Annotated in this window: 23 protein-coding genes; 11 read left to right on the top strand and 12 right to left on the bottom strand. The window is 70.2% G+C overall.

The features are described 5' to 3' along the window. The first annotated feature begins 114 nt into the window (after positions 1–114). From D7X74_RS21480 to D7X74_RS21460, 5 genes are all read left to right on the top strand, one after another. The gene (locus tag D7X74_RS21480) at positions 115–3,159 is read left to right on the top strand and encodes a helicase-related protein (RefSeq protein WP_120534857.1); all 3,045 of its coding nucleotides are present in this window, start codon (positions 115–117) and stop codon (positions 3,157–3,159) included. 99 nt (positions 3,160–3,258) lie between these two features. Next, complete coding sequence (locus D7X74_RS21475) at positions 3,259–4,056, top strand: TadE/TadG family type IV pilus assembly protein (RefSeq protein WP_120534856.1); 798 nt, start codon at positions 3,259–3,261, stop codon at positions 4,054–4,056. Next, positions 4,035–5,573 carry a pilus assembly protein gene (locus D7X74_RS21470; protein ID WP_120534855.1) on the top strand — a complete coding sequence of 513 codons (1,539 nt, stop codon included), beginning with the start codon at positions 4,035–4,037 and terminating at the stop codon, positions 5,571–5,573. The genes D7X74_RS21475 and D7X74_RS21470 overlap by 22 nt, the downstream gene beginning before the upstream one ends. 6 nt (positions 5,574–5,579) lie before the next feature. Continuing rightward, positions 5,580–6,557, top strand: coding sequence for a pilus assembly protein (locus tag D7X74_RS21465; RefSeq protein WP_120534854.1), 978 nt, complete (start codon positions 5,580–5,582; stop codon positions 6,555–6,557). After that, positions 6,554–7,249: a hypothetical protein gene (locus D7X74_RS21460; RefSeq protein ID WP_120534860.1), complete on the top strand. Its 696-nt coding sequence runs from the start codon at positions 6,554–6,556 to the stop codon at positions 7,247–7,249. Before D7X74_RS21465 ends, D7X74_RS21460 begins: the two co-directional genes overlap by 4 nt. 10 nt (positions 7,250–7,259) lie before the next feature. Here the strand turns inward: D7X74_RS21460 and D7X74_RS21455 are convergent, their stop codons facing one another. Both D7X74_RS21455 and D7X74_RS21450 read right to left on the bottom strand, forming a co-directional pair. Further along, complete coding sequence (locus D7X74_RS21455) at positions 7,260–7,814, bottom strand: hypothetical protein (RefSeq protein ID WP_199732912.1); 555 nt, start codon at positions 7,812–7,814, stop codon at positions 7,260–7,262. A gap of 2 nt (positions 7,815–7,816) precedes the next feature. Beyond that, entirely contained in the window at positions 7,817–8,578 is a 762-nt protein-coding gene (locus D7X74_RS21450) for a hypothetical protein (protein ID WP_120534852.1), read from the bottom strand. A 148-nt stretch (positions 8,579–8,726) separates the two neighbouring features. Between D7X74_RS21450 and D7X74_RS21445 the strand changes: the two genes are divergently transcribed. Next, positions 8,727–9,419 carry a hypothetical protein gene (locus D7X74_RS21445; protein WP_120534851.1) on the top strand — a complete coding sequence of 231 codons (693 nt, stop codon included), beginning with the start codon at positions 8,727–8,729 and terminating at the stop codon, positions 9,417–9,419. Here the strand turns inward: D7X74_RS21445 and D7X74_RS21440 are convergent. The 3 genes from D7X74_RS21440 to D7X74_RS21430 form a co-directional block, all read right to left on the bottom strand. Beyond that, positions 9,388–10,311, bottom strand: a complete 924-nt coding sequence (locus D7X74_RS21440) for a hypothetical protein (protein ID WP_147444465.1) — start codon at positions 10,309–10,311, stop codon at positions 9,388–9,390. The genes D7X74_RS21445 and D7X74_RS21440 overlap by 32 nt on opposite strands. 79 nt (positions 10,312–10,390) lie before the next feature. Continuing rightward, positions 10,391–10,786, bottom strand: a complete 396-nt coding sequence (locus D7X74_RS21435; RefSeq protein ID WP_120534849.1) for a hypothetical protein — start codon at positions 10,784–10,786, stop codon at positions 10,391–10,393. A gap of 210 nt (positions 10,787–10,996) precedes the next feature. Further along, positions 10,997–12,760: an ABC transporter ATP-binding protein gene (locus D7X74_RS21430; RefSeq protein ID WP_120534848.1), complete on the bottom strand. Its 1,764-nt coding sequence runs from the start codon at positions 12,758–12,760 to the stop codon at positions 10,997–10,999. 159 nt (positions 12,761–12,919) lie between these two features. On the opposite strand from D7X74_RS21430, the gene D7X74_RS21425 reads away from it, so the two are divergent. Beyond that, positions 12,920–13,360, top strand: a complete 441-nt coding sequence (locus D7X74_RS21425) for a hypothetical protein (RefSeq protein WP_120534847.1) — start codon at positions 12,920–12,922, stop codon at positions 13,358–13,360. A gap of 139 nt (positions 13,361–13,499) precedes the next feature. Continuing rightward, positions 13,500–14,621 (top strand): molecular chaperone DnaJ, encoded by a 1,122-nt coding sequence (gene dnaJ, locus D7X74_RS21420; protein WP_120534846.1) that lies wholly within the window; start codon positions 13,500–13,502, stop codon positions 14,619–14,621. A 56-nt stretch (positions 14,622–14,677) separates the two neighbouring features. On the opposite strand, the gene D7X74_RS21415 is transcribed toward dnaJ, so the two are convergent. The 5 genes from D7X74_RS21415 to D7X74_RS21395 all read right to left on the bottom strand — a co-directional run bounded on the left by D7X74_RS21415 (position 14,678) and on the right by D7X74_RS21395 (position 17,768). Next, a complete protein-coding gene (locus D7X74_RS21415) occupies positions 14,678–15,229 on the bottom strand; it encodes a transposase (RefSeq protein ID WP_120534845.1) in 552 nt (183 codons plus the stop codon). A 23-nt stretch (positions 15,230–15,252) separates the two neighbouring features. Then, complete coding sequence (locus D7X74_RS21410) at positions 15,253–15,789, bottom strand: helix-turn-helix domain-containing protein (RefSeq protein WP_120534844.1); 537 nt, start codon at positions 15,787–15,789, stop codon at positions 15,253–15,255. A 57-nt stretch (positions 15,790–15,846) separates the two neighbouring features. Further along, positions 15,847–16,572 (bottom strand): malate dehydrogenase, encoded by a 726-nt coding sequence (locus tag D7X74_RS42675; protein WP_147446641.1) that lies wholly within the window; start codon positions 16,570–16,572, stop codon positions 15,847–15,849. 127 nt (positions 16,573–16,699) lie between these two features. Further along, positions 16,700–17,188, bottom strand: a complete 489-nt coding sequence (locus D7X74_RS21400) for an SMI1/KNR4 family protein (RefSeq protein ID WP_233602189.1) — start codon at positions 17,186–17,188, stop codon at positions 16,700–16,702. Further along, positions 17,178–17,768, bottom strand: a complete 591-nt coding sequence (locus D7X74_RS21395) for a hypothetical protein (RefSeq protein ID WP_233602188.1) — start codon at positions 17,766–17,768, stop codon at positions 17,178–17,180. Before D7X74_RS21395 ends, D7X74_RS21400 begins: the two co-directional genes overlap by 11 nt. A gap of 351 nt (positions 17,769–18,119) precedes the next feature. On the opposite strand from D7X74_RS21395, the gene D7X74_RS21390 reads away from it, so the two are divergent. Then, complete coding sequence (locus D7X74_RS21390) at positions 18,120–20,255, top strand: ABC transporter substrate-binding protein (protein ID WP_233595985.1); 2,136 nt, start codon at positions 18,120–18,122, stop codon at positions 20,253–20,255. Continuing rightward, entirely contained in the window at positions 20,252–21,934 is a 1,683-nt protein-coding gene (locus D7X74_RS21385) for a WD40 repeat domain-containing protein (RefSeq protein ID WP_120534840.1), read from the top strand. The genes D7X74_RS21390 and D7X74_RS21385 overlap by 4 nt, the downstream gene beginning before the upstream one ends. Here D7X74_RS21385 and D7X74_RS21380 read toward each other — a convergent pair. Further along, positions 21,928–22,620 carry an NAD-binding oxidoreductase gene (locus D7X74_RS21380; RefSeq protein ID WP_120534839.1) on the bottom strand — a complete coding sequence of 231 codons (693 nt, stop codon included), beginning with the start codon at positions 22,618–22,620 and terminating at the stop codon, positions 21,928–21,930. The genes D7X74_RS21385 and D7X74_RS21380 overlap by 7 nt on opposite strands. A 56-nt stretch (positions 22,621–22,676) precedes the next feature. On the opposite strand from D7X74_RS21380, the gene D7X74_RS21375 reads away from it, so the two are divergent. Further along, on the top strand, positions 22,677–23,462 hold the full coding sequence (locus D7X74_RS21375) for a transglycosylase domain-containing protein (RefSeq protein WP_120534838.1): 786 nt from the start codon (positions 22,677–22,679) through the stop codon (positions 23,460–23,462). A gap of 27 nt (positions 23,463–23,489) precedes the next feature. Here the strand turns inward: D7X74_RS21375 and D7X74_RS21370 are convergent. After that, positions 23,490–23,976: hypothetical protein (locus tag D7X74_RS21370; RefSeq protein WP_233602187.1), on the bottom strand; the 487-nt coding region annotated here is incomplete at its 5' end.

Raw genomic sequence — 23,976 nt, 5'->3', positions numbered from 1 at the left:
GCAGGAGGGGGCGGGCGGCCGGGGGAACGGGCCGTCCGGTGCCCGTGAAATGGCCTTCCGGGCGCTGGGACGTTATGGAGCGCCCCCCTCTTCGCACCCGGTTGTTGCTCTTCTATGGCGTCTCTCGTCGAAGGTCTGAAGGTCCGCTATCTCCCGCAGCCCGAGTGGGGCGTGGGGCATCTGCTGTCGTTGCAGGAAGAGGGGGCCAAGGCGCTCATCGCCTTCCCGTCCCGCGAGGACGCGCCGGTGCTGGTGTCCACCCGGGGCGGCGCGCTGGTGCCGTGGCAGTTGCCCAAGGGCGAACCCATCCAGACGCCGAAGGGGCGCAAGGCGACCATCCTGGGCGAGGAGCCGGGCGCGCGGGGCCTGCGCCGCTACGTGGTGCGCTTCGAGGACGGCGAGGACGACGAGCTGCCGGAGTCGGAGGTGCGCTGTCTGGCGCCGCGCTCGGACCTGCTGTCCACGCTGCGCGACGGGCGGGTGGGGGACGCGAAGGCGTTCATGCTGCGCAAGCAGGCGCTGGTGCTGGACGACGAGCGCCGGGGCGACGCGCTGGGGGCGCTCTTGGCCAGCCGGGTGATGGTGAAGCCGCACCAGGTGGGCGTGGTGCAGCGGGTGCTGTCCGCGCGCCGTCCGCGCTTCGTGCTGGCGGACGAGGTGGGCCTGGGCAAGACGATTGAAGCGGGCATGGTGTTCAGCGCGCTGCGGCTGGTGGGCCTGGCGCGCCGGTGTCTGGTGGTGGCGCCCAGCCACCTCACCGTGCAGTGGCTGGTGGAGCTGTTCCACAAGTTCAACCAGCTCTTCACGCTGATGGACTCGGACCGCTACGAGCAGTCGCTCAAGGAGGCGCCGGACGTCTCCCCCTGGGCGCGCTTCCCGCTGGTGGTGACGAGCCTGGAGCTGCTCAGCCGCACCCGCGAGCACCGCGAGGAGGTGGCGGCCGAGGACGCGTTCTGGGACCTGGTCATCATCGACGAGGCGCACCACCTCAAGGGCGAGAAGGCCTTCGCCGCCGCGCAGGGGCTGGCCTCCAACGCGTGGGGCCTGCTGCTGCTCACCGCCACGCCCATGCAGTTGGATCCGGCGGAGTACCACGGGCTGCTCACCCTCATCGACGCGACCACCGCGCCCTCGGTGAAGGGCTTCGAGGCGCGGCTGCAGCGTCAAGAAGAGCTGTCCGCCGCGGTGCGCGCGCTGCATGAGGGCAAGGGCGCGAAGGCCGCCGTGGCCGCGCTGGCGAAGCGCTTCCCGGAGGACGCGCGGCTCCAGACGCTGAAGGAGCCGGGGGCGCTGCTGGAGCACCTGGCGGAGACGTACAGCCTGTCGGACCGGCTGGTGCGCAACCGGCGCGCGGTGGTGGGCGGCTTCTCCACGCGCCGGCTCCACCGGCACCCGGTGCAGCTCACGGCGGAGGAGCTGAAGGCCCGCGACACCGCGCTCGCCACGCTGGCGCAGGGCACGCTGAGGGGCGCGCCGCTGGCCAACGTGCTGCGGCGGTTGGAGTCCAGCCCCGCGGCCTTCACGGGCGCGGTGAAGGCGAACCCGGCGCTGAAGGATGCTGACTTGAGGCTGCCCGGCCGCGACGCGAAGTTCCTCGCGTTCGTGGGCGTGCTGCGCGGCATCTGGAAGGCGGAGCCGCGCGCGAAGGTGCTGGTGTTCACGGAGAGCCGCGACACGCTGGAGTCGCTCCAGGCGGAGCTGTCGCGCGAGGGCGTGGAGGCGCTGGGCTACCACGGTGACCTGCCGCTCCTGGAGCGCGACCGGCAGGTGGCCCGCTTCCGCGACCCGGAAGGCCCGAAGGTGCTCATCTGCACGGAGGTGGGCGGTGAGGGCCGCAACTTCCAGTTCGCGCACCACCTGGTGCACTACGACCTGCCGTGGAGCCCCTCCACGGTGGAGCAGAGAATCGGCCGGTTGGACCGCATCGGTCAGGCGCATCCGGTGGACATCCACGTCTTCGACCCCGCGGGCACGCTCGCCTCCGACGTGCTGATGCTGCTGGCGGATGCCGTCGGCGTCTTCGGTGAGACGGTGGGCGGCCTGGACGCGGTGCTGGAGGAGGTGGAGTCCCGCATCGCGGAGCTGGCCCTGCTGCCGCGCGAGGCGCGCGTGGGCTACGCGGCAGAGCTGAAGACGCGCGTGGAGGCGGCGCGTGCGCAGGTGACGCGCGCGTATGATCCGCTCCTGGATGTGCGCAGCTTCGACAAGCCCGCGGTGGCCCGGCTGGTGGCCCGCGCGCAGGAGCGCATGGGCGAGGAACCTCCGGACGAGGACTCCGACGAGGAGGCCGCGCCGCTGGAGGATGGCCTCTGGAGCGTGGCGCGCGACCTGGACGAACGCCTGGAGGAGACCGTCACGGAGCTGGCGCGCCGGGTGGGCATTGGCGTGGACGTGGACGAACAGGTGGAGGCCTTCCAGGTGGCCTTCCAGTTCGGCCACGCCCTCAACGTGGAGGGGCTGCCCGGCATCGACGTGATGCAGGACCGCACGCTGTTGGGCACCTTCTGGCGCGACACCGCCGTGGAGGCGGAGGAGCTGGAGTACTTCGCCACCGGCCACCCCCTGGTGGAGGCGCTGTTCGGCTTCCTCAAGGACGGCCCCTACGGTCGCAGCGGCTTCCGCCTCATCGAGAAGCGCGGGCTGAAGAAGCCCGTGCGCGGCCTGGAGCTGCTCTTCCACGTCCAGCTCCCGGAGCCCGAGGACACCTCCCCCGGCGCGCGCGTGCCCAGCCGCCAGCTGGCGCGCTTCCTGGAGCGCACCCTGCTGCCCGTCGCCGTGGTGGAGGGCCCCGACGGCCCCGTGGCGGACGCCTCCGTCCTGCCCACCCTGGAAGCCGACGGCCGCGCCCTCAAGGGGGATGAGGTGCACCAGTCCTTCCCCGGCTTCGGCCCCTTCGTGGACGCGTCCCTCCCGGTGGCCCAGGCCGCCGCCCAGGCCGAGCTGGCCCGGCGCGCCCAGAAGGCCCGCAAGGCCCTGGAGGCTGAACGCGACGCTGGCGAGTCCCGCCTGCGCCTGTCCCTCTCCCACCAGGGCCTGCCCCCGGAGGCGGTGGACGCCCAGGTTGACGCGGAGCGCCATCACTATGCGCGCCTGCTCCAGGCGCTGGACGGGGCCTCGGTGGTGCTGGACTCGGCTTGCGGTTTCGCCCTCAACCGTTGAATAACCGTTGGAGCGTTATGGAATGACGTTCGGAGGGGTCCGGGCCATTTGACCGATTCCCCAATCATCGAGAATCTAGGAGGAAGCCTACATCCCCCCATGGCCCCCTCCGACCTCCAGCGACGGCGTTCCGAATCAGGTCAGGCCGCCGTCGAAGCGGCGTTGTGCATGCCGCTCGTGGTGTTCCTGGTGCTTGGCTCCCTGCAGCTCTTCATGCTGTTGCAGGGGCGCATCCTGGCGCAGGTGGCGGTGTACCGCGCGGTGCGCGCGGGCAGCCTGAACCACGGCAGCTGTCAGGCGATGACGCACGCGGCGCTGGTGACGATGCTGCCCACGGTGACGTCCACCACGACGGGCGCGAGGCTGGCGAGGGCCTTCGAGGAGCGCCAGCGCAACTACCTGCGCGTGAGCGGCTCCAAGGGGGACCTCTTCACCGAGGGGCCCATGGTGGAGATCGTCCGCGAGTCGCCGGCCGTCGCCTGGGTGCGCGGCCTGGACGGGGACGAGGACCTGCTGTTCGACGCGCCCACGGATTCCGCGGTGGAGCTGCGGCGGCGCACGCTCGAGATCCGCATGGTCGCCTGGTACTACATGCGCATCCCGTTCGCGGACTGGGTGATGAGCCGCATGTTCCTCGCCCACTTCCACCTCAAGAACTACAACCACGCCAATCCGCTGAACCCCGCGGAGAAGAAGGCGGACTGGTGGAACGACACCGACGTGGAGCTGGGCGCGGATGAGTGGCCCGGCGGCGACCTGGGCGAGCGGATGGTGAAGTGGAGCGGACAGGGCCACTACCTGTTCCCCATCCAGGTGCACGCCGCGATGCGGATGATGACGCCGGTGAAGGCGGAGAACTTCCAGGGAGGCGCCGCATGCAGCCTGCACGGCTTCTGAGGCACGGCGAACGTGGACAGGCGCTGGTCCTGTTCTCGCTCACGCTCCTCTTGCTGACGCTGATGGTGCTGATGACGCTGGGCTTCGGCATGCGCGCCAAGGAGCGCATCGAAATCCAGATGGCGGCGGACGCGGCGGCCTACAGCCAGGCGGTGTCCACGGCGCGCACGTTCAACGCCATCGCGGTGATGAACCGCGCGCAGATCGCCCACATGGTGGCCATGGCCGGCACCCAGTCGATGATCAGCTTCGGCAGCCAGTACCACGCCGCGCGCAAGGCCACGCCCTGTCCCGTGCCCGACCCGGCGTTCGCCCTCCTGGACCAGGGCGCCGCCGCGCAGGTGCAGTCGCTGCAGGGGCAGGCGGGCGCCATGTACAACGCGGAGCTGGCCATCTACCGACGGCTGGTCGGCACGCATCTGGCGGATCAGAAGCTCTCCAAGGCTGTCGCCAAGGCGGTCAACCCGGAGCTCGACGCTCCGGAGCAGGGCGCGAACAAGTCCCTGTCGGAGGTGTCCGGCGGCTCCGGCTCCATCCCCAGCAAGGACGAGCTGATGGAGCAGGTGAAGGCCGGGACGACGCCTCCGGACACCGGCGCGGTGAGCGCGAGCGGCGGTCAGGGCGATGCCATGCGCAACGCCACCATGGGCAGCATCGGCTGGACGTGGGTGCACGGCCGGCCTGGCGGCAGCGCGGGCTTCGGTTCAGGCATGGCCGCGAACAACCCGGGCTTCTCGCACTACCCCAGCATCGGGGGCATGGACTCCTCCACCTACCAGACCATCTCCGGCCGCAACTCGTGGGCGCACGACCACGCGGCGGCGCCGGCGCTCATCCCGTGCCCGGACGGCAACATCTACCCGAGCCCCACGGCGAACGCGTGGGTGATGTCGGACGAGTACCAGTCCAAGGAGGACCAGCACGTCTTCATGCTCCACCCGGCCCCGGGCCAGGGCGCGGAGTCCGGCAAGCAGGTGGATGAGCTGCACACGCTGGGCGTCTGCACCGTCTGCCCGGGCATCTGGCCGTACTCGGTGGGCTTCAACGCGGGGCTCCTGCACGACAACGGCGGGGAGAACGACTTCGGGCAGCCCAAGCTGTACTCCATGCTGCTGCGCGACTACGCCAGCAACAGCCGCAAGGCCCGGCCGGACCCCTGGAACCTGATGTTCCGCTTCAAGTTCGCGGACCAGGAGACCCTGTTCGACAACTCGGCGCCGCTGGGCCGCATCCAGCCCACCGGGCGCGAGGACGTGCAGCGCAACCAGGTGGCCCTGGCCGCGGGCATGGCCTACTACCACCGGCCCCGGCCCGCGGCGGTGGGCGGCGGCTGGGAGGAGCCTCCCAACTTCCTCAACCCCTTCTGGCGCGCCACGCTGGTGAGCACCGAAGGCGCCCGCGACGACAAGCCGGCGGAGAGCCTGGACCAGGCGGGCTTCACCGAACACGCGGGCGCGCTGCGCCGGCTGGACGAAGCGGGCTACCGGGGCGCGAGCCGCACCGGCGGAAAGTACTGACGCGCCATGGGCAAGCGAACCTTCGCGGCACGCCGGGGACAGGCGCTGGTGGAAACGGCGCTGGGCACGATGGTGTTCATCACCATCCTGATGTTCGGCATCTACTTCGCGGAGGTGGGCGCGCTGACGCTCAAGGTGCAGGAGGCCGCCAACTTCGCGCTGTGGGAGGCCACCGGCCACGTGATGCACAACCCCGAGTCCGGCGTCTTCCAGCGGCCCAACGCGGCGGCCCTCGCGGCCTCCGAGGCCGCCGGGCGCTACGGCGACTTCGACGGCCGCTCCAGCGTGGACGGCGACATGACCCTCCAGCTGGCCATCGCGCGCGCCGAGCGGATGCGCGTGGTGTGCGACTCGGACCGGCCCGCGGGCACCGGCCCCGCCATCCTCGGCGTGCGTCCGAGCGACGCGGACGACGGCTCGCCCGCGCTGAACCAGGCGATGCAGACGCAATCCGATGGCATCTCCTGCACGGCCTCCGCCACCCTGAGCACCCAGCGCATCGGCACGTTCATGGAGCCGGAGTTCTTCAAGGTCTCGCACCGCCGCGCCACCGACCAGTTCGTGGTGTGCGCCGCCGGCCGCGCGTCGAACGGCAACTGCCGCGGCCGCTTCTTCATGCTGCTGGATGACTGGGGCCTGTCCAGCGTGGCGGAGGGGCGCGCGTGTCCGCTCAGCTCGAACTCGGGCGCGCCCTGCGCGAACGTGGACTACTACTCCTGGGCGGAGCGCGTGTACGCGAAGAACGGCGGCGGCGGCGGCGCCGGCAGCGCGCTGATGGCGGGCGTGGGCGCGACGGGCGGCGTGAACGAGGACCAGTTCTTCATGAGCTTCACGGGCGCGGAAGGCGACTACGAGCAGAGCATCGGCGCGTCGCACGCGGGCAACCAGACCGTCTGGGAGACGTCCCCCTTCCGGGCGGACAACCTCTCCGTGAAGTACAACGTGAACCGTCGCAACAAGTGGCTCGGACGCGTGCGGCCGTGAAGTCCGTGGCCAGCGCGTGCGCGGCCCTGGCGCTGGTGCTGGCGCTCCCCGCCTGGGCGAAGGATGGGGGCGTGCCGGAGCCGCTGCCGCCGCGCTTCGAGTGGCCCCGGCTCCAGGTGCTGGCGCACGTGGAGGCCAGCGACATCGTGGAGGCGGAGGGCGTGCCCGTGGCGCTGCGCGCGGTGCACGTGAAGGAGAACGCGCGGGTGCTGGTGCAGCGCTTCGCGGACGCGTTCCGGGACCAGGGCCTCTACGTGGCGCCCGGCAAGAAGCAGACGCAATTGGCCAACAACGCGGCCATGCTCACCGCGTTCGATCCGCTCCGCGCCATCACGTACACGGTCATCCTCCAGCCGCAGCCGGATGGCACCACGTCGCTGTACCTGGGCGAGGCGAACCACGCGCTGGCGAAGAAGGCCTCCGCGGCGGGGGACTTCGCGCCGCTGCCGCCGGAAGCGCGCGACGTGCTGCGCGTCAACGCGGAGGGCTCGCGCACGCTGAGCTTCCAGACGGCGCTCACGGGCCCGCAGGTGCAGGCGTTCTACGACGACGCGCTCGCGAAGGCCGGGTGGAAGCCCGGCGAGGAGGCCGGCCTCTACACGCGGCCCGGTGGCGAGCTGCGGCTCACGCACGAGAACAGCAAGACGGGCCAGCGCGCGGTGGTGCTGCTCTACCAGTCCCGCGCGCGTTGAGCCGGGAGCGTCAGGCGCGCAGCTTCTCGCGCAGCGCCTTCGCGCGGCCCTGCATGTCGGGGTCCAGGCCGGTGAGCTCAATGGACTTCAAGCGCTGATCCAGGCTCTTGGGCACCTTCTTCTGGAGGGTGCCGGCCTCCTGGAGCGACTCCAGCTTCGCCAGCGCCTGGTCCACGATGCGGTCGCGCGGGTGGTCCAGCAGGCTGTCGAGGAAGTACGCGTCCTCGGGCAGCTCCGGATACTTCTCCAGGTACTCGACGACGCCCTTCACCCAGTCCGCGCGCGTCTCCGAGTCCTGCACCTTCTGCAGGGCGGCCTTCTGGGCCTTGCGCTTGCCTTCGGGGTCGAACGTCTTCGCGAGGCCTTCCGGGAGCTCTCCGCCGGTGAAGAGCGCGTCCGCGGCCGTCTTGTATTTCTGGTAGCTGGCGCTGCGCTCCAGCTTCTGCTGCGCCGGGTCATCCTGGCGCGAGTGGTACTTGCTCTTGCCCCGCTGCGCGTCCAGCTCGCGGTAGGACTTGTTGCGCTTGCCGGTGAACCCGCCACCGTCGTTGTCATCTCGGGCCATCGTCATCTCCCCTTGCGGGCGCGCCACAGCGCCACCAGTCCCCGCTGGACGAGGGTGCGCACCTGGGCCAGCTCCTGGGGAGCGAGGGGGTGCTCCTCGTCATGCTCCGCCTCGAACAACGCTTCCGTCACGTAGGCCTGGAGGGAGTCCGGCGCGGGCGGCGCATCCGAATCCCTGTCCAGCGCCGCTGCCTGCGCGGCCATCAGCCCTGGCGGCCAGCCCAGCTCCAGCATGGCGTGCAGCTCGAAGAGCAGGTGCCGGGCGATTCCGTAACCTTCGTCCGTGAGGCCGGCGGCGTCAAGCGCACCCAGCAGGCCATCCTGCCGGTTCTCGAAGGCATGCATCAGCCGCGTGCGCGCCTTGTCGTCGTCCTCCAGATAACGCCAGGCGGCCTCCACGAATTCGGCGGAAGGCGCGTCGGGGTGGAAGGGCGCGGGCGCTTGCAGCCGCTCCTTCTTGGGACGCGGCGGGCGCGGGCCGTCCTCCAGCCGCACCGACTTGCCCTCCAGCACCAGGTCCCAGAGGCCCAGCAGGTTCTGGTACAGCCGGCGCGCCAGCTCCGCGTCCTTGAAGCGGGGCTCCTCGGCGAAGAGGGTGGGGATGACGTCGTTGGCGCCGTCGCCTTCCGCGCGCGCCTCGCGCATGCGTTCGAGCACTTCGGCGGTGTCGCAGGGACTGCCGGCCAGCTCCAGCAATCCGTCGAGCGTCTGTGCGCCTTCGAACTGGCGGATGAAGTCGGGGCCTCGGTCTTTGGAGCGGCTCATCGTGGGGCAAACGGTAGACACAAGGTGGGCGTCCACGCACGAGCCATTCACGGCCGCGTGTTCACGGTCGGGGGGAGAACGGGGGGCGACCGGGCGGCGCGCGGGCTGGCTTCCGTTTCCGACCGGGCGCCCCTACTCTGCGCCATTCATGGCCGTGGAAACCTCGCCCGACACCCTGAAGTCCGCGATGCAGGAACTCTATCGGGCGCGCGCGGTGGAGGGCCCCCCGGGTGAGAACGGCCTGCGCACCGTCTGGCACCTGAGCCCGCAGGGCGCGGAGCTGCTGTCGCTCATCGACAACGAGGGCCGCGTCCGGCGCCAGGAGCTCACGCTGCTGGACGAGCACTGCATCTGGGCCAGTGGCCAGGGCGTCCGCACCGGCCGCGTGGAGCTGGGTGAAGCGCGGCGGCCCCCGGTGTCCACCGAAGTGCGCGCGGACCCGGAGCTGGTGCCCCACCGGCTGGTGCGCGCGGCGCAGGCGCTGGCCACGTACGAAGGCCAGGACCGGTACATCCTCCACATGCAGCGCGTGCTGGCGCTGGCGCGCGAGGGCCTGGAGATGTCCAGCATCGTGGCGCAGGAGCCCATGGGCCGCGCGACCTTCATGCCGGTGACGCCGCCCGCCAGGGACGTCGTTCCCGCCGCGCTGGAGCCCCGGGCCGCGCCGGAGCCGGTGGCGCCGTCGGAGCCGGAAGTGGTGCTGCGCTACGGCGAGGCGCTGCCCAACGAAGTCCTGCCCCCGGTGGTGCGCCGCTCGGAGGGGCTGGTGCTCCTGGCCGTCTTCGGCGTGGCGGTCCTGGTGGCCATCGTCATGCTGTTCGTGCTGGTGCGGGGAGGCTGAAGCGCAGGGGCGGGCGCCCGCCCCTCAGGTGCGTCACGTCCGCGTCGGTGGGCACCGGACCGGAGGTGCGGCGTCCGGCCGTCACGCGCTCCGGGCCCAGCGTGGTGTGCAGCGGGTGCGCGTCCAGCACCAGCAGGCCACCCACCGCGATGGTGAGCACCACCCCGCCGGCCCACTCCAGCGTGCGCGCGCGCCGGGCCTCGCGGGCGCGGTATCGCAGCCAGGTGAAGGCCAGCACCGACAGGCAGCCCAGGCAGCTCCAGCGCACCGTGCGCAGCCGCGCCGCCTGCGCCATGCCCTCCGCCATCAGGTCCGGCCGCAGCGACTCCGGGGCCCGCGACAGCCGGGACAGCAGCGTGAAGAGGTGGTGTGCCTCCATCGCGCCCACCGCCGCCATGCCCGCGAGCGCCGCCGACACCAGGCTGGCCAGCAGCAGCCCCCGCCGCGTCCCCCGGGGGAGGCTCGCGCGGCTGAAGCGCGCCACAGCCAGCGCCACCGCCAGCGAGCCCAGCAGCACCGCGCTCGTCCAGGCCCCCAAGAGCCGGGGCGCCATCGCCTTGCCCATGCCCGCCGTCAGCGCGACGCCCGCGTCCCCCGCGCGCACCAGGGGCAGCGCGGCGTGCATCCGCTCCAGCAGCACCTCCGTGCCCAGCAGGCCCAGCGTCCAGGGCACCGTCGCCATGCCCACCATCACCGCCAGCGGCACCGCCCGGCCCAGCAGGGTGGACCCCGCCGCCCACGTCAGCAGCGGCACCTCCACCAGCAGGGCCAGCCCCACCAGCACCGCGAAGGGCCCCGCGGAGGTCGCCACGCTCAGGAGGCCGGGCCCTCCCAGCAGGACGGGCAGCGTGCAGCCAAGCACGCACACCGTGGCGGGAACGGCCAGCGCCACGAACAAGCCGGGCGCGAGGTGTGGTCTGACTGGAACAAGCATTTCCCGTAAGAATAGGGTCCCGGGCTATTCCTGTAATTCAGACGGGAGGACGACCCACAACCCAGTAGACGACAGTGCAGACGGCGCCGGCCACCGGAGCAAGGACGATGCCCAGCAGGAGTGTCTGGCCGCAGTCAGCGGGTTCGCAGCCGATGCGCCCGTAGGCGAGCGCTCCGGCCACCAGCATGGGCAGGTGCATGCCGGCGATGAACAGGCCCAGGCCGCGCAGCACGAGGCCCCGGTACCAGGTGCGCGTCCACAGGCGGAAGACGAGCGGGACGAGCACGAGGGTGACGGTGGCGGCGGCGGCCAAGGCGAAGTGCCGGGCGGCCACCGCGACGCAGGCGCCCGCGGCCAATAGCAGCGAGGGGGCCAGGAGGAGCGCGTCGAGGGACAGCGGCGCTCGTTCGCGGGGCGGCGGCGTCGGAGGCATGGGACGGCGCCGCAGGCTGGCAGGGCATGCCCACCCGTGCAAGGCCGTGCGCCATGCCGGGGCGGGGGCAGGTGGGCACGCCGCACAGGGTCCCGCACCCTTCGGCCGGTGGACGTCGCCCTCCGGTGCAGGGGACAGCGCGCGGGCCGGGGAGTGAACAGTCGTCGCCAGGACGCGGCCGGAAGCCAACCCCGGGGGGCGGCGCGCTGTTCAGGCGGCGACGGCGCCCTCGCCCAGCAGTCGGGCATAGCGGCCGCGCAGCGCGAGCAATTCCGTGTGGGTGCCGGCCTCCACCACCCGACCGCCCTCCACCACGGCGATGAGGTCCGCGTCGCGCACGGTGGCCAGCCGGTGGGCGATGACGAGCACCGTGCGGCCCTTCATCAGGGCCGCGAGCCCCGCGCCCACCGCCGCCTCGCTGGTGGCGTCCAGGGCGCTGGTGGGCTCGTCCAGGAGCAGCAGCGACGGGCGGCACAGGAAGGCGCGGGCCAGGGCGATCCGCTGTCGCTGGCCTCCGGAGAGCCGGCCGCCGCGCTCGCCCACGGCTTCATCCAGACCGCCGGGCAGGGCCCGCACGAAGTCCTCCGCGTGCGCCAGCCGCAGCGCTTCCCACAGGGCTTCGTCCGTCGCGTCCGGCTGGCCCAGGCGCAGGTTGTGGCGCACGGTGCCGGAGAAGAGCACCGGCTCCTGGGGCACCCACGCCAGCTGTCCCCGCACGCTGGAGGCCTTGAGCGACGACAGGGGCACGCCGTCCCAGTGCACCTCGCCGCCGCTCGTGGGCAGGAAGCCCAGGAGCACGGAGAAGAGGGTCGTCTTGCCCGCGCCGGAAGGGCCCACCAGCGCCACGCGCGCGCCCGCGGGCACCGTGAGGTCCACGCCCTTGAGCGCCTCGCGGCCATCCGCGTAGGTGGCGCGCACGCCCTTCAGCTCCAATGCGCGGGCGAGCGGCCGGGCGTCATCCCCCACGTCCGGCGCCACCGGCGAATCCGCGAGCGCGAACAGCCGCTCCGCCGCCGCCAGGCCCGTGAGCACCTGCGACAGCGTGCCGCTCAGCGACTTCACCGGCTGGTAGAGCAGGAGCGCCGCCGCCATGAAGGACAAGAGCCGCCCGGCGAGCGATGGATCCAGGGACACCGCTCGCGCGCCCCAGGCCACCGCCACCGCCACGCCCACGATGCCCAACAGCTCCACCGTGGGGCTGAAGGCGCCCCGGATGAAAAGCGAGCGGCGCATCTCGCCCAGGTACGCGTCGGCTTCCGCGTCGAACGACTCCAGCGCTCGGGGCACCGTGCCGTAGGCCTGCACCACCGGCAGGTTCTGGAGCTGTTCAGCGGTGATCGCGCTGAGCGCGCCAAGGCTCGCCTGGGAGCGCGTCGCCACCTTCTTGAGCGAGCGGGCGAAGCGGTTGACCGGCAGCACGGTCACCGGCACGACGACGAAGGTGAAGAGAAAGAGTTTCGCGTCGATGAGGAAGCACGTCGTCAGCAGTGCGCAGATTTGAAGCCCATCCCTGACGTACGATGACAGCGCCTGGGTGACGGAGAACTCCACCAACGGCACATCCGAGGTGAAGCGAGCCACCAGCTCTCCCGAGTGACGCTGTTCGAAGAACGCGGGAGGCTGGGTAAGCAGGCGGCCATAGAGAAAGCCCCGAAGGTCCGCCATCACCCTCTGGCCCAGCCGCTGCATCAGGCCCCCCTGGAGGAACTGGGCCGTGGCCTTCACCAGGGCCACCGCGACGACGAGCAGGGGCAGCCGGGACAGCAGGGCCTCTGGTGCCAGGGTCATCCCCGCCACGGAGACGGGGGCGCCGGTCAGGACGGCGCGGAGCAGGGGCCCGACGATCCAGGCATACGCGGCGGTGGCGGCCGCGGCGGTGAGCGAGGCCAGCGAGCCCGCGAGCAGCAGTCGGCGGTAGGGGACCAGGTAGCCCAGGAGCCGGCGGTAGACGTGCGCGGAGGGACGGGGGGCCACGAGAGGGGGCGCACTCTGTCACCGACTCGACGGTGACGTCCAAGTGAAAGGGAGATGGGAAGCGGACGTGCATGCCCGTCTGCTCCACGGCCGGTCAGGGGGCGCCTCTGCCCGGCTGCGTTGCCGCATCCCACACATGCGGACAGCTTGAGAGGCGCCATGGAAACCAATTCCGAAAAAGAAGTCCTGTTCAATCCCGGCTGCGAGTCGGTCGTGGACGATGAAGAGCGCCGCCGGCTGCTGTGGCTGATGGCCGAGTACTTCCGGACCATCGGTTACTCCGACATCAAGGCCCGGCTCCCCGGCTTCATGCCGCCTCCGGTGCTCTCCGGCACCATCGAGGATCACCGCCCGGACTTCACCTGCAGGCAGTCCGACTCGGCGCGCACGCCCATCATCCTGGAGATCGTCACGCCGGGCATGGTGGATGATCCGACCGCGGAGAACCGCTGGAGCCTGCTGGCGAGCGCGGCCAAGCTCTACAACGCGGAGCTGCACTTCGTGGTCCCCAAGTGGTCCTCCCAGGGCCCCGTCGATCCAGCACTCAAGCGCCGGCTCTCCCGCATGGAGCTGACGGTCAACCGCGTCTGGACCGTGTAGCCGCGTGGGAGCAAGGCACCCCGCCGTACGGACCGGGGTGGGTTTCGGGCCTGGATTGCTGGCGTGTTTCGCTGCGTTATAGTGACTCTGATTTCCAACGCAGCGTAGAAACGCCAGCAATTTCCAGGGGTTCGATTCGATGGCAGCGGCCACGGGGCAGAAGCGCGACTACTACGAGGTCCTGGGCGTCCAGAAGACCGTCAACGCGCAGGATTTGAAGAGCGCATTCCGCAAGGTCGCCTTGCAGTACCACCCGGACCGGAACCCCGGGAACGCGGAGGCCGAGGACAAGTTCAAGGAGGCCTCGGAAGCCTACGAGGTCCTGAGCGATCCAGAGCGCCGCACGAAGTACGACCGCTTCGGCCACGCGGGCAACCCCTTCGGGGACGCGGGCGGCGGCTTCCAGGGCGTCAACATCAACGACATCTTCGGGGAGATCTTCGGAGACATCTTCGGGGGTGGCGGCGGCCGGGGCCGGCGGCAGACGAGCCGGGGCGCGGATCTGCGCTACAACCTGGAGATCTCCTTCGAGGAAGCGGCGTTCGGCTGCCGCCCGAAGGTGACCATTCCCCGTCCGAAGAAGTGCGACACCTGCACGGGCTCTGGCAGCAAGAGCGGCGCGGCGCCCCGGCAGTGCTCGGCGTGCGGCGGCAGCGGGGAGCTGCGCTACACGCAGGGCTTCTTCGCGGTGTCCCGGCCGTGCGGCGACTGCGGCGGCACGGGCGCGACCATCCCGGATCCGTGCGCGAAGTGCCGGGGCAGCGGGAAGATTCCGTCGGAAGAGGTCATCGAGGTCGCGATCCCCGGCGGCGTGGACAACGGCACGCGCGTGCGGCTGGGCGGCATGGGCGAACCGGGGGACCGGGGCGGGCCCGCGGGCGACCTGTACGTGACGGTCATCGTGCGCGAGCACCCGCTGTTCCAGCGAGAGGAGTACGAGGTCTTCTGCGAGGTGCCGGTGTCCTTCACGCAGGCGGCGCTGGGCGCGAAGATCGACGTGCCGACGTTGGACGGCAAGGTGAAGATGACCATTCCGCAGGGCACCCAGTCCGGCAAGGTGTTCCGCCTGCGCGGCAAGGGCATCCCGCACCTGCACAGCCAGCAGCGCGGGGATCAGCACGTGCGCGTCATCATCGAAACGCCCACGGAGCTGTCCTCCAAGCAGCGCGAGCTGCTGGAGCGCTTCGCGGAGGTGTCCGGCGAGGAGACCCATCCGCAGTCGAAGTCCTTCTTCGACAAGGTGAAGGAACTGTTCGGCTGATCCACGGTGGCACAGCCTCCTTCCCTTATCAAAGGGAAGGAGTGGCCTGTGCTCATTCACGCCTCGGGTAATCCGGTCGTTGTCCAAAGCGAGCCGAAGAGCTTGAGGACGAGATGAGGCCGTGTCCGGAAGTAGCCCAGGCCCGAGCGCAGGGCCTGTTGTAACTCGGTCATCTCGTCGAAGAGAAGGTTGTGCGTGGCCCGCTGGCGCAGGGGCCGCCACAGCCGTTCGATGGGTTGAAGCTGCGGGCTGTAGGGCGGCAGTCGGTACAGGGAGAGGTGAGGGAAGCGGCGCAAGGCCCAGTCCACCGGGCGCCCTCGGTGCCAGGGCGCGTTGTCGATGATGAGGACGACTTCGCGCCATGCCGTGGCGGGATAGGCGCGGGCGACGTCGAGCAGGTGATGGGCGAAGGCCACCTGCATGCGCTTTGTCTTGGAGAGTCCATCCTTGCGACGCGCCCGGGTGCGGCTGCCGTACAGCCTGCTCGTCACCGCCCCCGTCGTGAGGTTGGCGGAAGCGAAGGTGTGCACCACGTCCTTGCAGTCGCGAGTGCCGATGACAGGGCGGCGTCCCTTCACGCCCAGCGTCGCCGTCAGCGTCGGCACCATGGGAAATCTCGCTTCGTCCTGGCTCAAGAGGGCGATGTCACCTGCTTGCGCCTGGCGTTTTTTTCACTCAATTCCTGCCGCGCCTGCTGCTGGCGTGAAGCGTCCGCTCGAAGGAAGCGATAGGTGGGCCGGTACAGACGCACGCCATGGCGACGGCAGAAGTCCCCCATGGCCGTCTCCCGCGCCCGAATCCCCGTCTGGCGGTAGAGGAAGTCCGCCAGCGCTTCATGCGTCCAATTCGCCCGCTTGACGCCGCAGGCCCTTGGCCCCTGCTGGACCCAGCCCAGAATCACTGGCGCCAGTCCCTCGGGAATCAACGGCGTGCGGCCCGGTGCCCACTGAATCCTCAACCCGTTCAAGCCTCCCGCCCGATAGCGGGCGAGGAAGCGCTGGACGTTGCGTGTCGTCGTCCCCAGGTCCTCGGCAATCTGCTGCTGGGACCGTCCTCGGGCCGTCATCAGCACCGCCTGGCACCGCTCACGCAGACGTCGGTCCTCCGTCGTGCGGAAGCATGCTTCCAGCTCGCTCCGCTGCTCCTCACTCAGCGCCAGCCCGCTCATGCTCCTTCAACCCGGCAGACACGACGGATTCTTCCGGGCCGTGAATCAGGGGGAAAATCATCCGACCGGAATGACGACAACGCGAACGGGTATTTTCGATGCCGTGCGTTCCAGGTCCCGGATGAATCCCGCGACGTTATGAATCCGGTGGTCCGGATCATAGACGAAGCAAACCAGCGTTTGGCAATCGGGATGCGCTTGATAGCGGGCGATGTCCGCAATGAGTTCGTCGCTCAAGTCCCTGGTGTTCAAACTGGGGCGGGTTTTTTTGACCTCAATGACAATCTGTTCCTCTTTGAGGAGGAAGTCGAAACGAGGCCCACCTCCCGCATGACTTGGACCGGGCTCCTCGCTGCGCACATCATTGAAGGAAACGAGTAGCAGGGCATGCAAAAGGTCCTGAACGTCGTACTCATCGTCGATGGTGAGCGTCGGCCGGCTCGCATGACGTGTCTTTAGTTGTAACGCAGTTCGATGAAATCGATGAAGAATGATCTCCAGCTTTTCTAAGGCGGGGGCTTCTGCTTGGTGTGCCGTGGTTCTTGTTGCTGATGTCTCGAGATAACTCATTGCCTCTTTCAGCATGAGTATCTTGCCGCGGAGTTCTGCTATGCGATCGGCTAATTTTTCGTGCTCGTCCCTGGGATTGAAGACATACTGTATGCCCGCCTTCATCACTCTGGTAACCCATTCTGAGTTGTTGCCGAAGGTGTCGCTGAGGGTTGCCTTGAGTGTTGCGCTGAATGCAAAAAGCTCTTGGGGTCCAAAAGGGACGGCTGTCATTCGCTCAGCACGCTCAGTGATCGATCGTAGGAGCGCCAATCCTTCAGAGGCAGAAACTGTGGGCTGTTGTACTGGGCTTGATTTTGGGCTTATGGGCATAGGGCTTTTATGAGTAGTGCGCGCGGGTTCAGGTTTCGGATTCGCTTAGCCAGAACCATTCACCGTTGCTTTGGAGTGCGCTATTAAAGAAGAGCGCAAACCGCGAAGAAATCTGAGGGCAGTACGCGGGATCCGGAAACATTTCACGATAGCCGTCGCGGAGCGGATAGTGGTCATCCTGCTGCGCACCGACCTCCAGGATGATGCAGTTTCCGTCCTTGACCGCGCAGATGGACCACCAGTTGGCAGGTCCCCTGTCATCGGTGTCCCTTCCCCGGAGAGCTACCCTCGCGCGGACGATTTGCGCGAGAGGATGGAAGCGAAAGGGTGGATCGATCCGGTCGAAGAGGTCCGCGCCGTCGCAATGCAGGTAGAACGCGCGCAGGTCTGGATCCAGTCGCCACCCCACCCGTTGCTCGAAGGCTTCGATCTGCTCGGACGTCGCGGGCGGACGTGGGAAATGCAGACGCGTCACCTCCTGCAACAGTGGCGACATCGACATGGAATCATTCGCCATAGGGATGATCCACTCCTACGCCATTCCAGGGAGGGGTTCCGGCATAGCATTGGCCATAGGAATCCGTGACGTACTGGTGGAGGTCCTGGGGCAGGGGAATCACGTTGTCCATGGCCACCGGGTTGCCTCCATGGCCCAGGTCGAAGATGTGGTGCCCCTGCCAGGGTGTACCTCCGGCATCGCTCGGCCATGCCCCCATCTTCTTCGCCCATTCACGGCGGAAGGTGTCGCGGATGTTGTTCCAGCGGCTGCGGCTTGCGCGTGTCGCGGCGGGCGCGACGGGCGTGTAGTTGCAGCAGCAGTGCGTCACTCCATAACGAGTTCCCGCCCGGACAATGGGGCCCTCAAAGTCCATCTTGATGTCTGCCAGCCAGATACAGCCCATGAGCACATGGCCTGTGCCCGCGCACTGGCTCTCGCAGCTGCGCCGGAAGTCCGCACGGCATTGCCAGGGGCCATAATGGATGACGGTCCGGAACTGACCTCCGCCAGGGACAGGCACCGGCGGGCCCACCCACTTGCGACCCGATGCGACCATTGACGAAGAGAGAGTGCCGCAAGCAGTGGCCAGCACCGCCATGAGGAGAGCGGCCAGGGGGCCCCGGCATTGAAGTAGGTAGGGAGCGAGTTCCACGGCCGCCATGCTAGGGCGGCTGTGGCCTCTTCGGTCATTCGTTCGAGGCCGCTGCACTGAGGACCTGCGGGGGGCGAATGGAACCAGCCCCCTGGGTGTCGCTCGAACGTCCGGCAGGCGTGCGTTCCGGACCGCGCCCGGGTGCGGTCCGGAGGCCACGGATGGGGGTGGAATCGCGGGATTCCCCCTCGGTGACGCGCACGGGCATGGCGGGTGCACTGAAGCGGACGTTCCTGGGGAATCATCCCCCCGCTCAAGTGTCGACGGAGCCTCACCCGCGCTGCTATGCACCCCGCCATGGAAGTCCTCTCCGCATCGCGCCGCGCGCTCGTCGTCGCGCTGGCCCTGTTGTTGACCGCCTGTCCCAAGGCGCCCTCGCAAACGGATGGTCGGGACACGCCCGACGGCGAGCCCACCGGCCGCCCCCGCGTGGAGGTGAAGCAGGACGCGACCGCCAACGCCGCGCTCGCGCAGGCCCGCGCGGAAGCCCAGGCCCAGCCGGACAAGAAGAAGGCCGCGGAAGCCTACCTGTCCGTGCGCAAGGCGTACCCGGCCACCACCGCCGGCCAGGACGCGCTCTACAACGCGGGCGTCCTCTTCTTCGAGGCGAAGGACTACGCCAACGCGCGCAAGACCTTCAACGAGCTCATCTTCGAGAACCCCCTCTACGACCAGGCCGAGGACGCCAAGCACAAGCTGGCCCTCTCCGCGATGGAGGTGGGCGCCTACCGCGACGCGTACCAGACCCTCACCAGCCTCGCGGAGCGCGCGGAAGGCGAGAAGAAGGAGCAGCTCCTCCGGGAGGCGGCGCGCGCGGCGGAAGGCGCGGGCCTGTACTCGCAGGCGCTGACCACCGCGGTGAAGGAAGCCGGCGAGGCGCAGACCCCGGAGGACCGGGCCGCCGCGGTGGCGAAGGTGGAGAAGCTGGTGGAGGGCCGCGCGGACTTCATCGACATCGCGCGCACGCAGGAGGGCCTGTCGCCCTCCAACCCCGCGTGGCCGGTGCTCCAGTTCAAGCTGGCGCGCATCTACTACCACCTGCGCGACTGGACCCGCCTGGAGGAGACGCTCCAGCGCTTCCTGCGCGATGCTCCGGACAGCTCCTTCGCGCCGCAGGCGAAGGAACTCCTGGCGCGCGCCACCCGCCGCGTGGAGGTGCGTCCGCGCACCGTGGCGGTGCTGCTGCCCATGACGGGCCGCTACCAGCCCATCGGTGAGGCGGTGCTGCGCGGCGTGAAGCTGGCGCTCCAGGGCAGCGACGTGGAGCTGGTGGTGAAGGACACGCAGGGCGACGTCAACAAGACGGGCCAGGCGATGGAGCAGCTCGCGTTCGACGACGGCGCCATCGCGGCGCTGGGGCCGCTGCTGGTGGACGACACCAAGCGCGCGGCGCTGCTGGCCGAGGAGCTCCAGGTGCCGCTTTTGACGCTGAGCCGTCAGGAGGGCATCACGGACATTGGCCCGTACGTCTTCCGCAACATGCTGACGAACTCCGCGCAGGCGCGCGCCATCGCGGACTACGCGATGAACGTGAAGGGCTACAAGAAGTTCGCGGTGCTCTACCCGAACATCCCCTACGGCGTTGAGCTGGCGAACGAGTTCTGGGACGAAGTCGTCGCCCGTGGCGGCGCGGTGCGCGGCGCGGAGGCGTACACGCACGACCAGACCACGTTCACCAGCGAGGCCAAGCGCCTGGTGGGCCGCTACTACCTGGAGGACCGCGGCGACTGGGCGGAGGCCGTGCGCGACGTGCAGGGTGAGAACATCACGGACGCGTACCGCCGCCGCAAGGCGATGGAGAAGGCGCGCAGTGGCGTGGAGCCCATCGTCGACTTCGAGGGCCTCTTCATCCCGGACGACTGGCGCCGGGTGAGCCTGGTGACGCCCGCGCTCGCGGTGGAGGACATCGTCACCAACGCGTGCGACCCGCGCGACCTGGAGCGCATCCGCAAGACGACGGGCAAGAAGGACCTGAAGACCGTCACGCTCTTCGGCACCAACCAGTGGAGCAGCCCCAAGGGCCGCTCGGGCCTGCCGGAGCTCTTGGAGCGCGGCGGCAAGTTCGTCACCTGCTCGGTGTACGTGGACGGCTTCTTCGTGGACTCGCAGCGTCCGGCCACGCAGAAGTTCGTGAAGTCCTACCGCGAGGCCTACAAGGAAGGCGGGCGCGACCCCGGCCTGCTGGAGGCCATCGGCTACGACTCGGCGCGCATGGTGCGGCAGGTGCTGGACAAGCAGCGCCCCAACACGCGCGCGGCGATGCGCGAGGCCATGGCGGGCCTGAAGGACTTCGACGGCGCCACCGGCCGCACCTCGTTCAATGACAAGCGTGAAGCCGACAAGCAGCTGTTCCTGCTGTCGGTGGACAACAAGGGCGTCAACGAGATCAACGTCGACAAGGAGAAGGCCGCCGTCCGCGGCTCGGGTTCATGAGCGCGCGCGCTGGGGGCTTCGTCCTCGCGGGCATCCTGTGCCTGACGGGCTGCGGGCACGCCCGCGTGGGGCTTGCGCCGGACACGCTGACGCGGCTGGAGGCGACGCCGGGCGGCTACCTCACGGGCCCCGTGGAGGGCTTCGGCACGAAGCCCGCCGTCCTCAACCGCAAGGACTTCATCTGGGCGCTGGACTTCGCGCCCCGGGGCGGGCGCGTGGCGTACACGCGCCTGGGCAACAAGGCGTACCACGTCTCCGTGTGGAGCCTGGACGCTGGCGCCGCGAAGCCGGACGGCGCGGACGCCCGGGCCCCGGTGATGCTGGCGGATCCGGAGGTCAACGCGCAGCAGTACGACCTGGAGGGCGTGAGCTTCTCGCCGGATGGCGCGCTGGTGGCCACGGTGAGCCGCAGCGGCGCGGTGCAGTTGTTCGACGCGGCGACGGGCGCCCAGAAGGGCGCGCTCGCCACCGAGGAGCCGCTGGTGTCGGTGGCCTTCCACCCGGATGGCCGGTGGCTGGCGGTGGGCAGCGCGCAGGGGCTGGTGACGCTGCTGTCGGTGCCGGGGCTGGCTTTCGGCGCGGAGTCGCGGCTGCACGTGGGGCCGGTGAGCGCGCTGGCGTTCGCTCCGGACGGGACGCTGTATTCGGGTGGCTGGGACGGCCACGTGCGCGCGTCGGACACGCCGGAGCAGTCGCTGCGTCCGGACGTTGCGCGCACGCACTTCGAGCGGCGCGGCGGCTTCGCGGCGGTGCAGGGCAGCCTCAACGGGGGTCCGCCGGTGGTGCTGGCATTGGACTCGCGCCTGCCGGGCGTGGTGCTCACCACGGCGGCGGCGACGGCGTCTGGCATCGACGTGGCGTTCCTGAAGGACACCGTCACCGTGCCGGGCGCGCTGGGCAACACGGTGGCGCGGCTGGCGCGGGCCCAGACGCTGCGCTTCAAGGCGCTGGTGTTGAGGGGCGTGGACGTCGCGGTGTGTGACGCGTGCGTGCCCCAGGGCAGCCAGGGCGTGCTGGGCACGGCCTTCAGCGACCGCGTGGACACGGTCTTCGACGAGACGACGGCGGAGGCGGTGCTCACGCTCAAGGGCGGCGTGCCCGAAGGCACGCCGGAGGTGGTGGCGCGGGAGCTGACGCCGAAGGCGGACTTCCCCTTCCCGGCGCACGTCAACGACGTCACCGTGGATGCGCGCGGCCAGCGCCTGGGCGTGGCCTTCAGCGAGGAGAAGGCGGAGCGTAACCGCAAGGTCTACGAGCGCGAGCGCAAGGGCCTGGAAGACCCCCAGGGGCCGTGGAACGCGGGCGCGCTGGTGGACGCGGGCTCCGGCAAGGTGCTGCGCAAGTGGGAGGTGCACCACGGCGTGGTGTCCTCCGCCGCCATCTCTCCGGATGGCCGTTCGCTGGCGTCGGGCGGTTGGGACAAGACCGTGCAGCTCTTCACCGAAGCGGAGCCGCTGCCCCGGGGCACGCTGGAGTTCGGCTGGTCCGTGCGCCGCGTGCGCTTCACCCCGGACGGGCGCCAGGTGGGCGTGGCCGCGTGGACGCCGCAGAAGGTGACCGGCAACCAGGAGAGCGACCCGGCGGCGATGGTGGTGGGCGTGCACTACGCGTCCCCCGCCGTGGAGGCGCGCGCGACGGCGGCGGCTCCCCCGGCGGTGGAGGCGACGCCGGCTCAGTAGTTGAGGAACACGGCGCTCTGCGGAACGCCGCGCAGGCGCAGCTGGGCCATCACGTCCTGCACCATCTCCGCCTGTCCGCACACGAAGGCGACGGCGTTCTCCAGCGGCTCCTCGCCCAGGTGGGCCTGCACGTAGCCGGTGAGGCCCTGCCAGCCGCTGGCCCCGGGCTGGCTCACGGTGCGCACCACGCGCACGTCGTCCGCCTGCCACCGCTCCAGCTCCCGTGCGTAGGCGAAGCTGCCCGGCGTGCGCGCGCCGAAGTACAGCGTCACCCGGCCGTACGCGCGGCGCTCCTGGTGCAGGCTGGCGATGACGGGGCGGATGGCGGAGATGCCGGAGCCGCTGGCGAACAGCAGCAGGTCATGGCCGCGCGCCTTCTCCATGGGGAAGCCGGGGCCTTCCGGGCGCGACACCTCCACGGGCGTGCCCATGGGCAGGCGCAGGAGGGCGGAGGGCAGGGCCCCATCGTCCTTGAGGAGGAACTCCCAGTGCGTGCCGTCGGGGGCGGGCGGCGAGGCGATGGCGAACATGCCCGGCGCCTGGCCAGGGAGGCGCAGGCGCACGTACTGCCCGGGGTGCGCATGGGTGCCCATGAGGGCCGTCCCCCGGAGGTCGAGCACCAGGTCGGTGAGGCCATCCGCCGCGGGGGCGCGGGCACCGACGGTGGCGGTGTGCCAGTCGCTCATGGGGCCTTTCTAACCGGACCTTCTGTCACGTGCCCACCCTGGGTAGAGTCGGGGGCGTGAAGACCGTCTTCTGGCTGTTCATGTTCCTGGTCGGCCTGGCCGGCGTGGTGATTCCGCTCACGTACCTGTACACGGCCAGCAAGCTGCCGCGTCTGGAGAGCGAGTTCGACGTCGAGAGCCAGCTGCGTCACCGCATCGAAGGCGACCGCATGAGCGTGATGGTCGGCCGCATGGACGGAGGCGGCAGCGAGCGCGCGCGGGTGGCCTTCTCGCGGCCGGACTTCTCGCGGATGCCCAAGGACCTGGTGGCGCTCTACATCCGGCAGATGGACTGCCCCACCTACTTCCAGACGCCGCGCGAGGACGGGCGCGCGTGGGCCTGGCGCCTGTTCGCGGGCGTGACGTTCGGGACGGTGCCTCCCGGGGACGGCGCCTGCGAGCGGCGGCTGGCGATGCGCATCGCGCGGGAGGTGGGCATCGAGGGCACCCTGCCGCTGTCGGTGGCGGCGCACCGGCTGCACGCCTTCTTCCAGAAGGACCAGCTCATCGCCTACGAGCTGTCCATCCTGCGCTTCGAGCGCGGCGTCATCGGCGTGGAGGACGCGGCGCGCAAGCTCTTCGGCCGCGAGCTGGCGGAACTGCAGCTGTCCGAACTGGCGGAGCTGCAACTGGCGCTGCCTCCCTACGGTTTCTACTCCGACCTGAAGACGTGCAAGAACTCCAGCCTCATCCGGCAGAACCGGGACCTGCTGCTGCAGGACCTTGCGGGGTACTCGCTGGTGAGCGAGGAGCGCGCGCGCAACGCCATCGCGCAGCCGGTGGCGTGCCTGTCGGTGAAGTAGCCGTCGCGGTGCCCGGGGGCGCGTGCCTCAACGCCGCACCTCCGGGGGCACCTGGGACAGCCAGCCCACCTCCAGCGCGGCCCACAGGCCCAGGAGGATGGCCTCGGCGGCATCGTGGCGCAGCGACGTGGGACGGGGCGCGTGGGACCAGTCGATGACCCGCCGCGCGAGTCCATCCGCGGCGTCCTTCGCCTGGGGGCCGCTGCGCTGCTCACGCGCGTAGAGCAGGCGCGAGCGCCAGTCCTCGGCGGCCACGCGCAGCACGGGCAGGGCGCGGCGTGAGGCCTCGCGCTCCCAGACGTCGGCGATGGGGCCGCCGCCCTCCAGCACGAGCCAGGCGAGGGGGGCCGCGTCGAGGAGCACGGCGGGCACCGCGCGCTTGAGCCGCGCGTGCGTGCCGAAGTTCTGCGAGCGGTACCACCGCAGCCGCCCGTCCGCGCCGAAGCGCGCGAGCCCGGAGCGAAGCCCCAGGTCCACCGCGAGGAGCGCAGGGCCGGGGGCGGCGTTCACGGGC

Origin of the sequence: Corallococcus sp. CA047B (assembly GCF_003612065.1) — a bacterium.
Taxonomy (GTDB): domain Bacteria; phylum Myxococcota; class Myxococcia; order Myxococcales; family Myxococcaceae; genus Corallococcus; species Corallococcus praedator.
The sequence above is the reverse complement of the archived record's forward strand: the minus strand, read 5'-3'. Positions and strand labels throughout refer to the sequence as shown.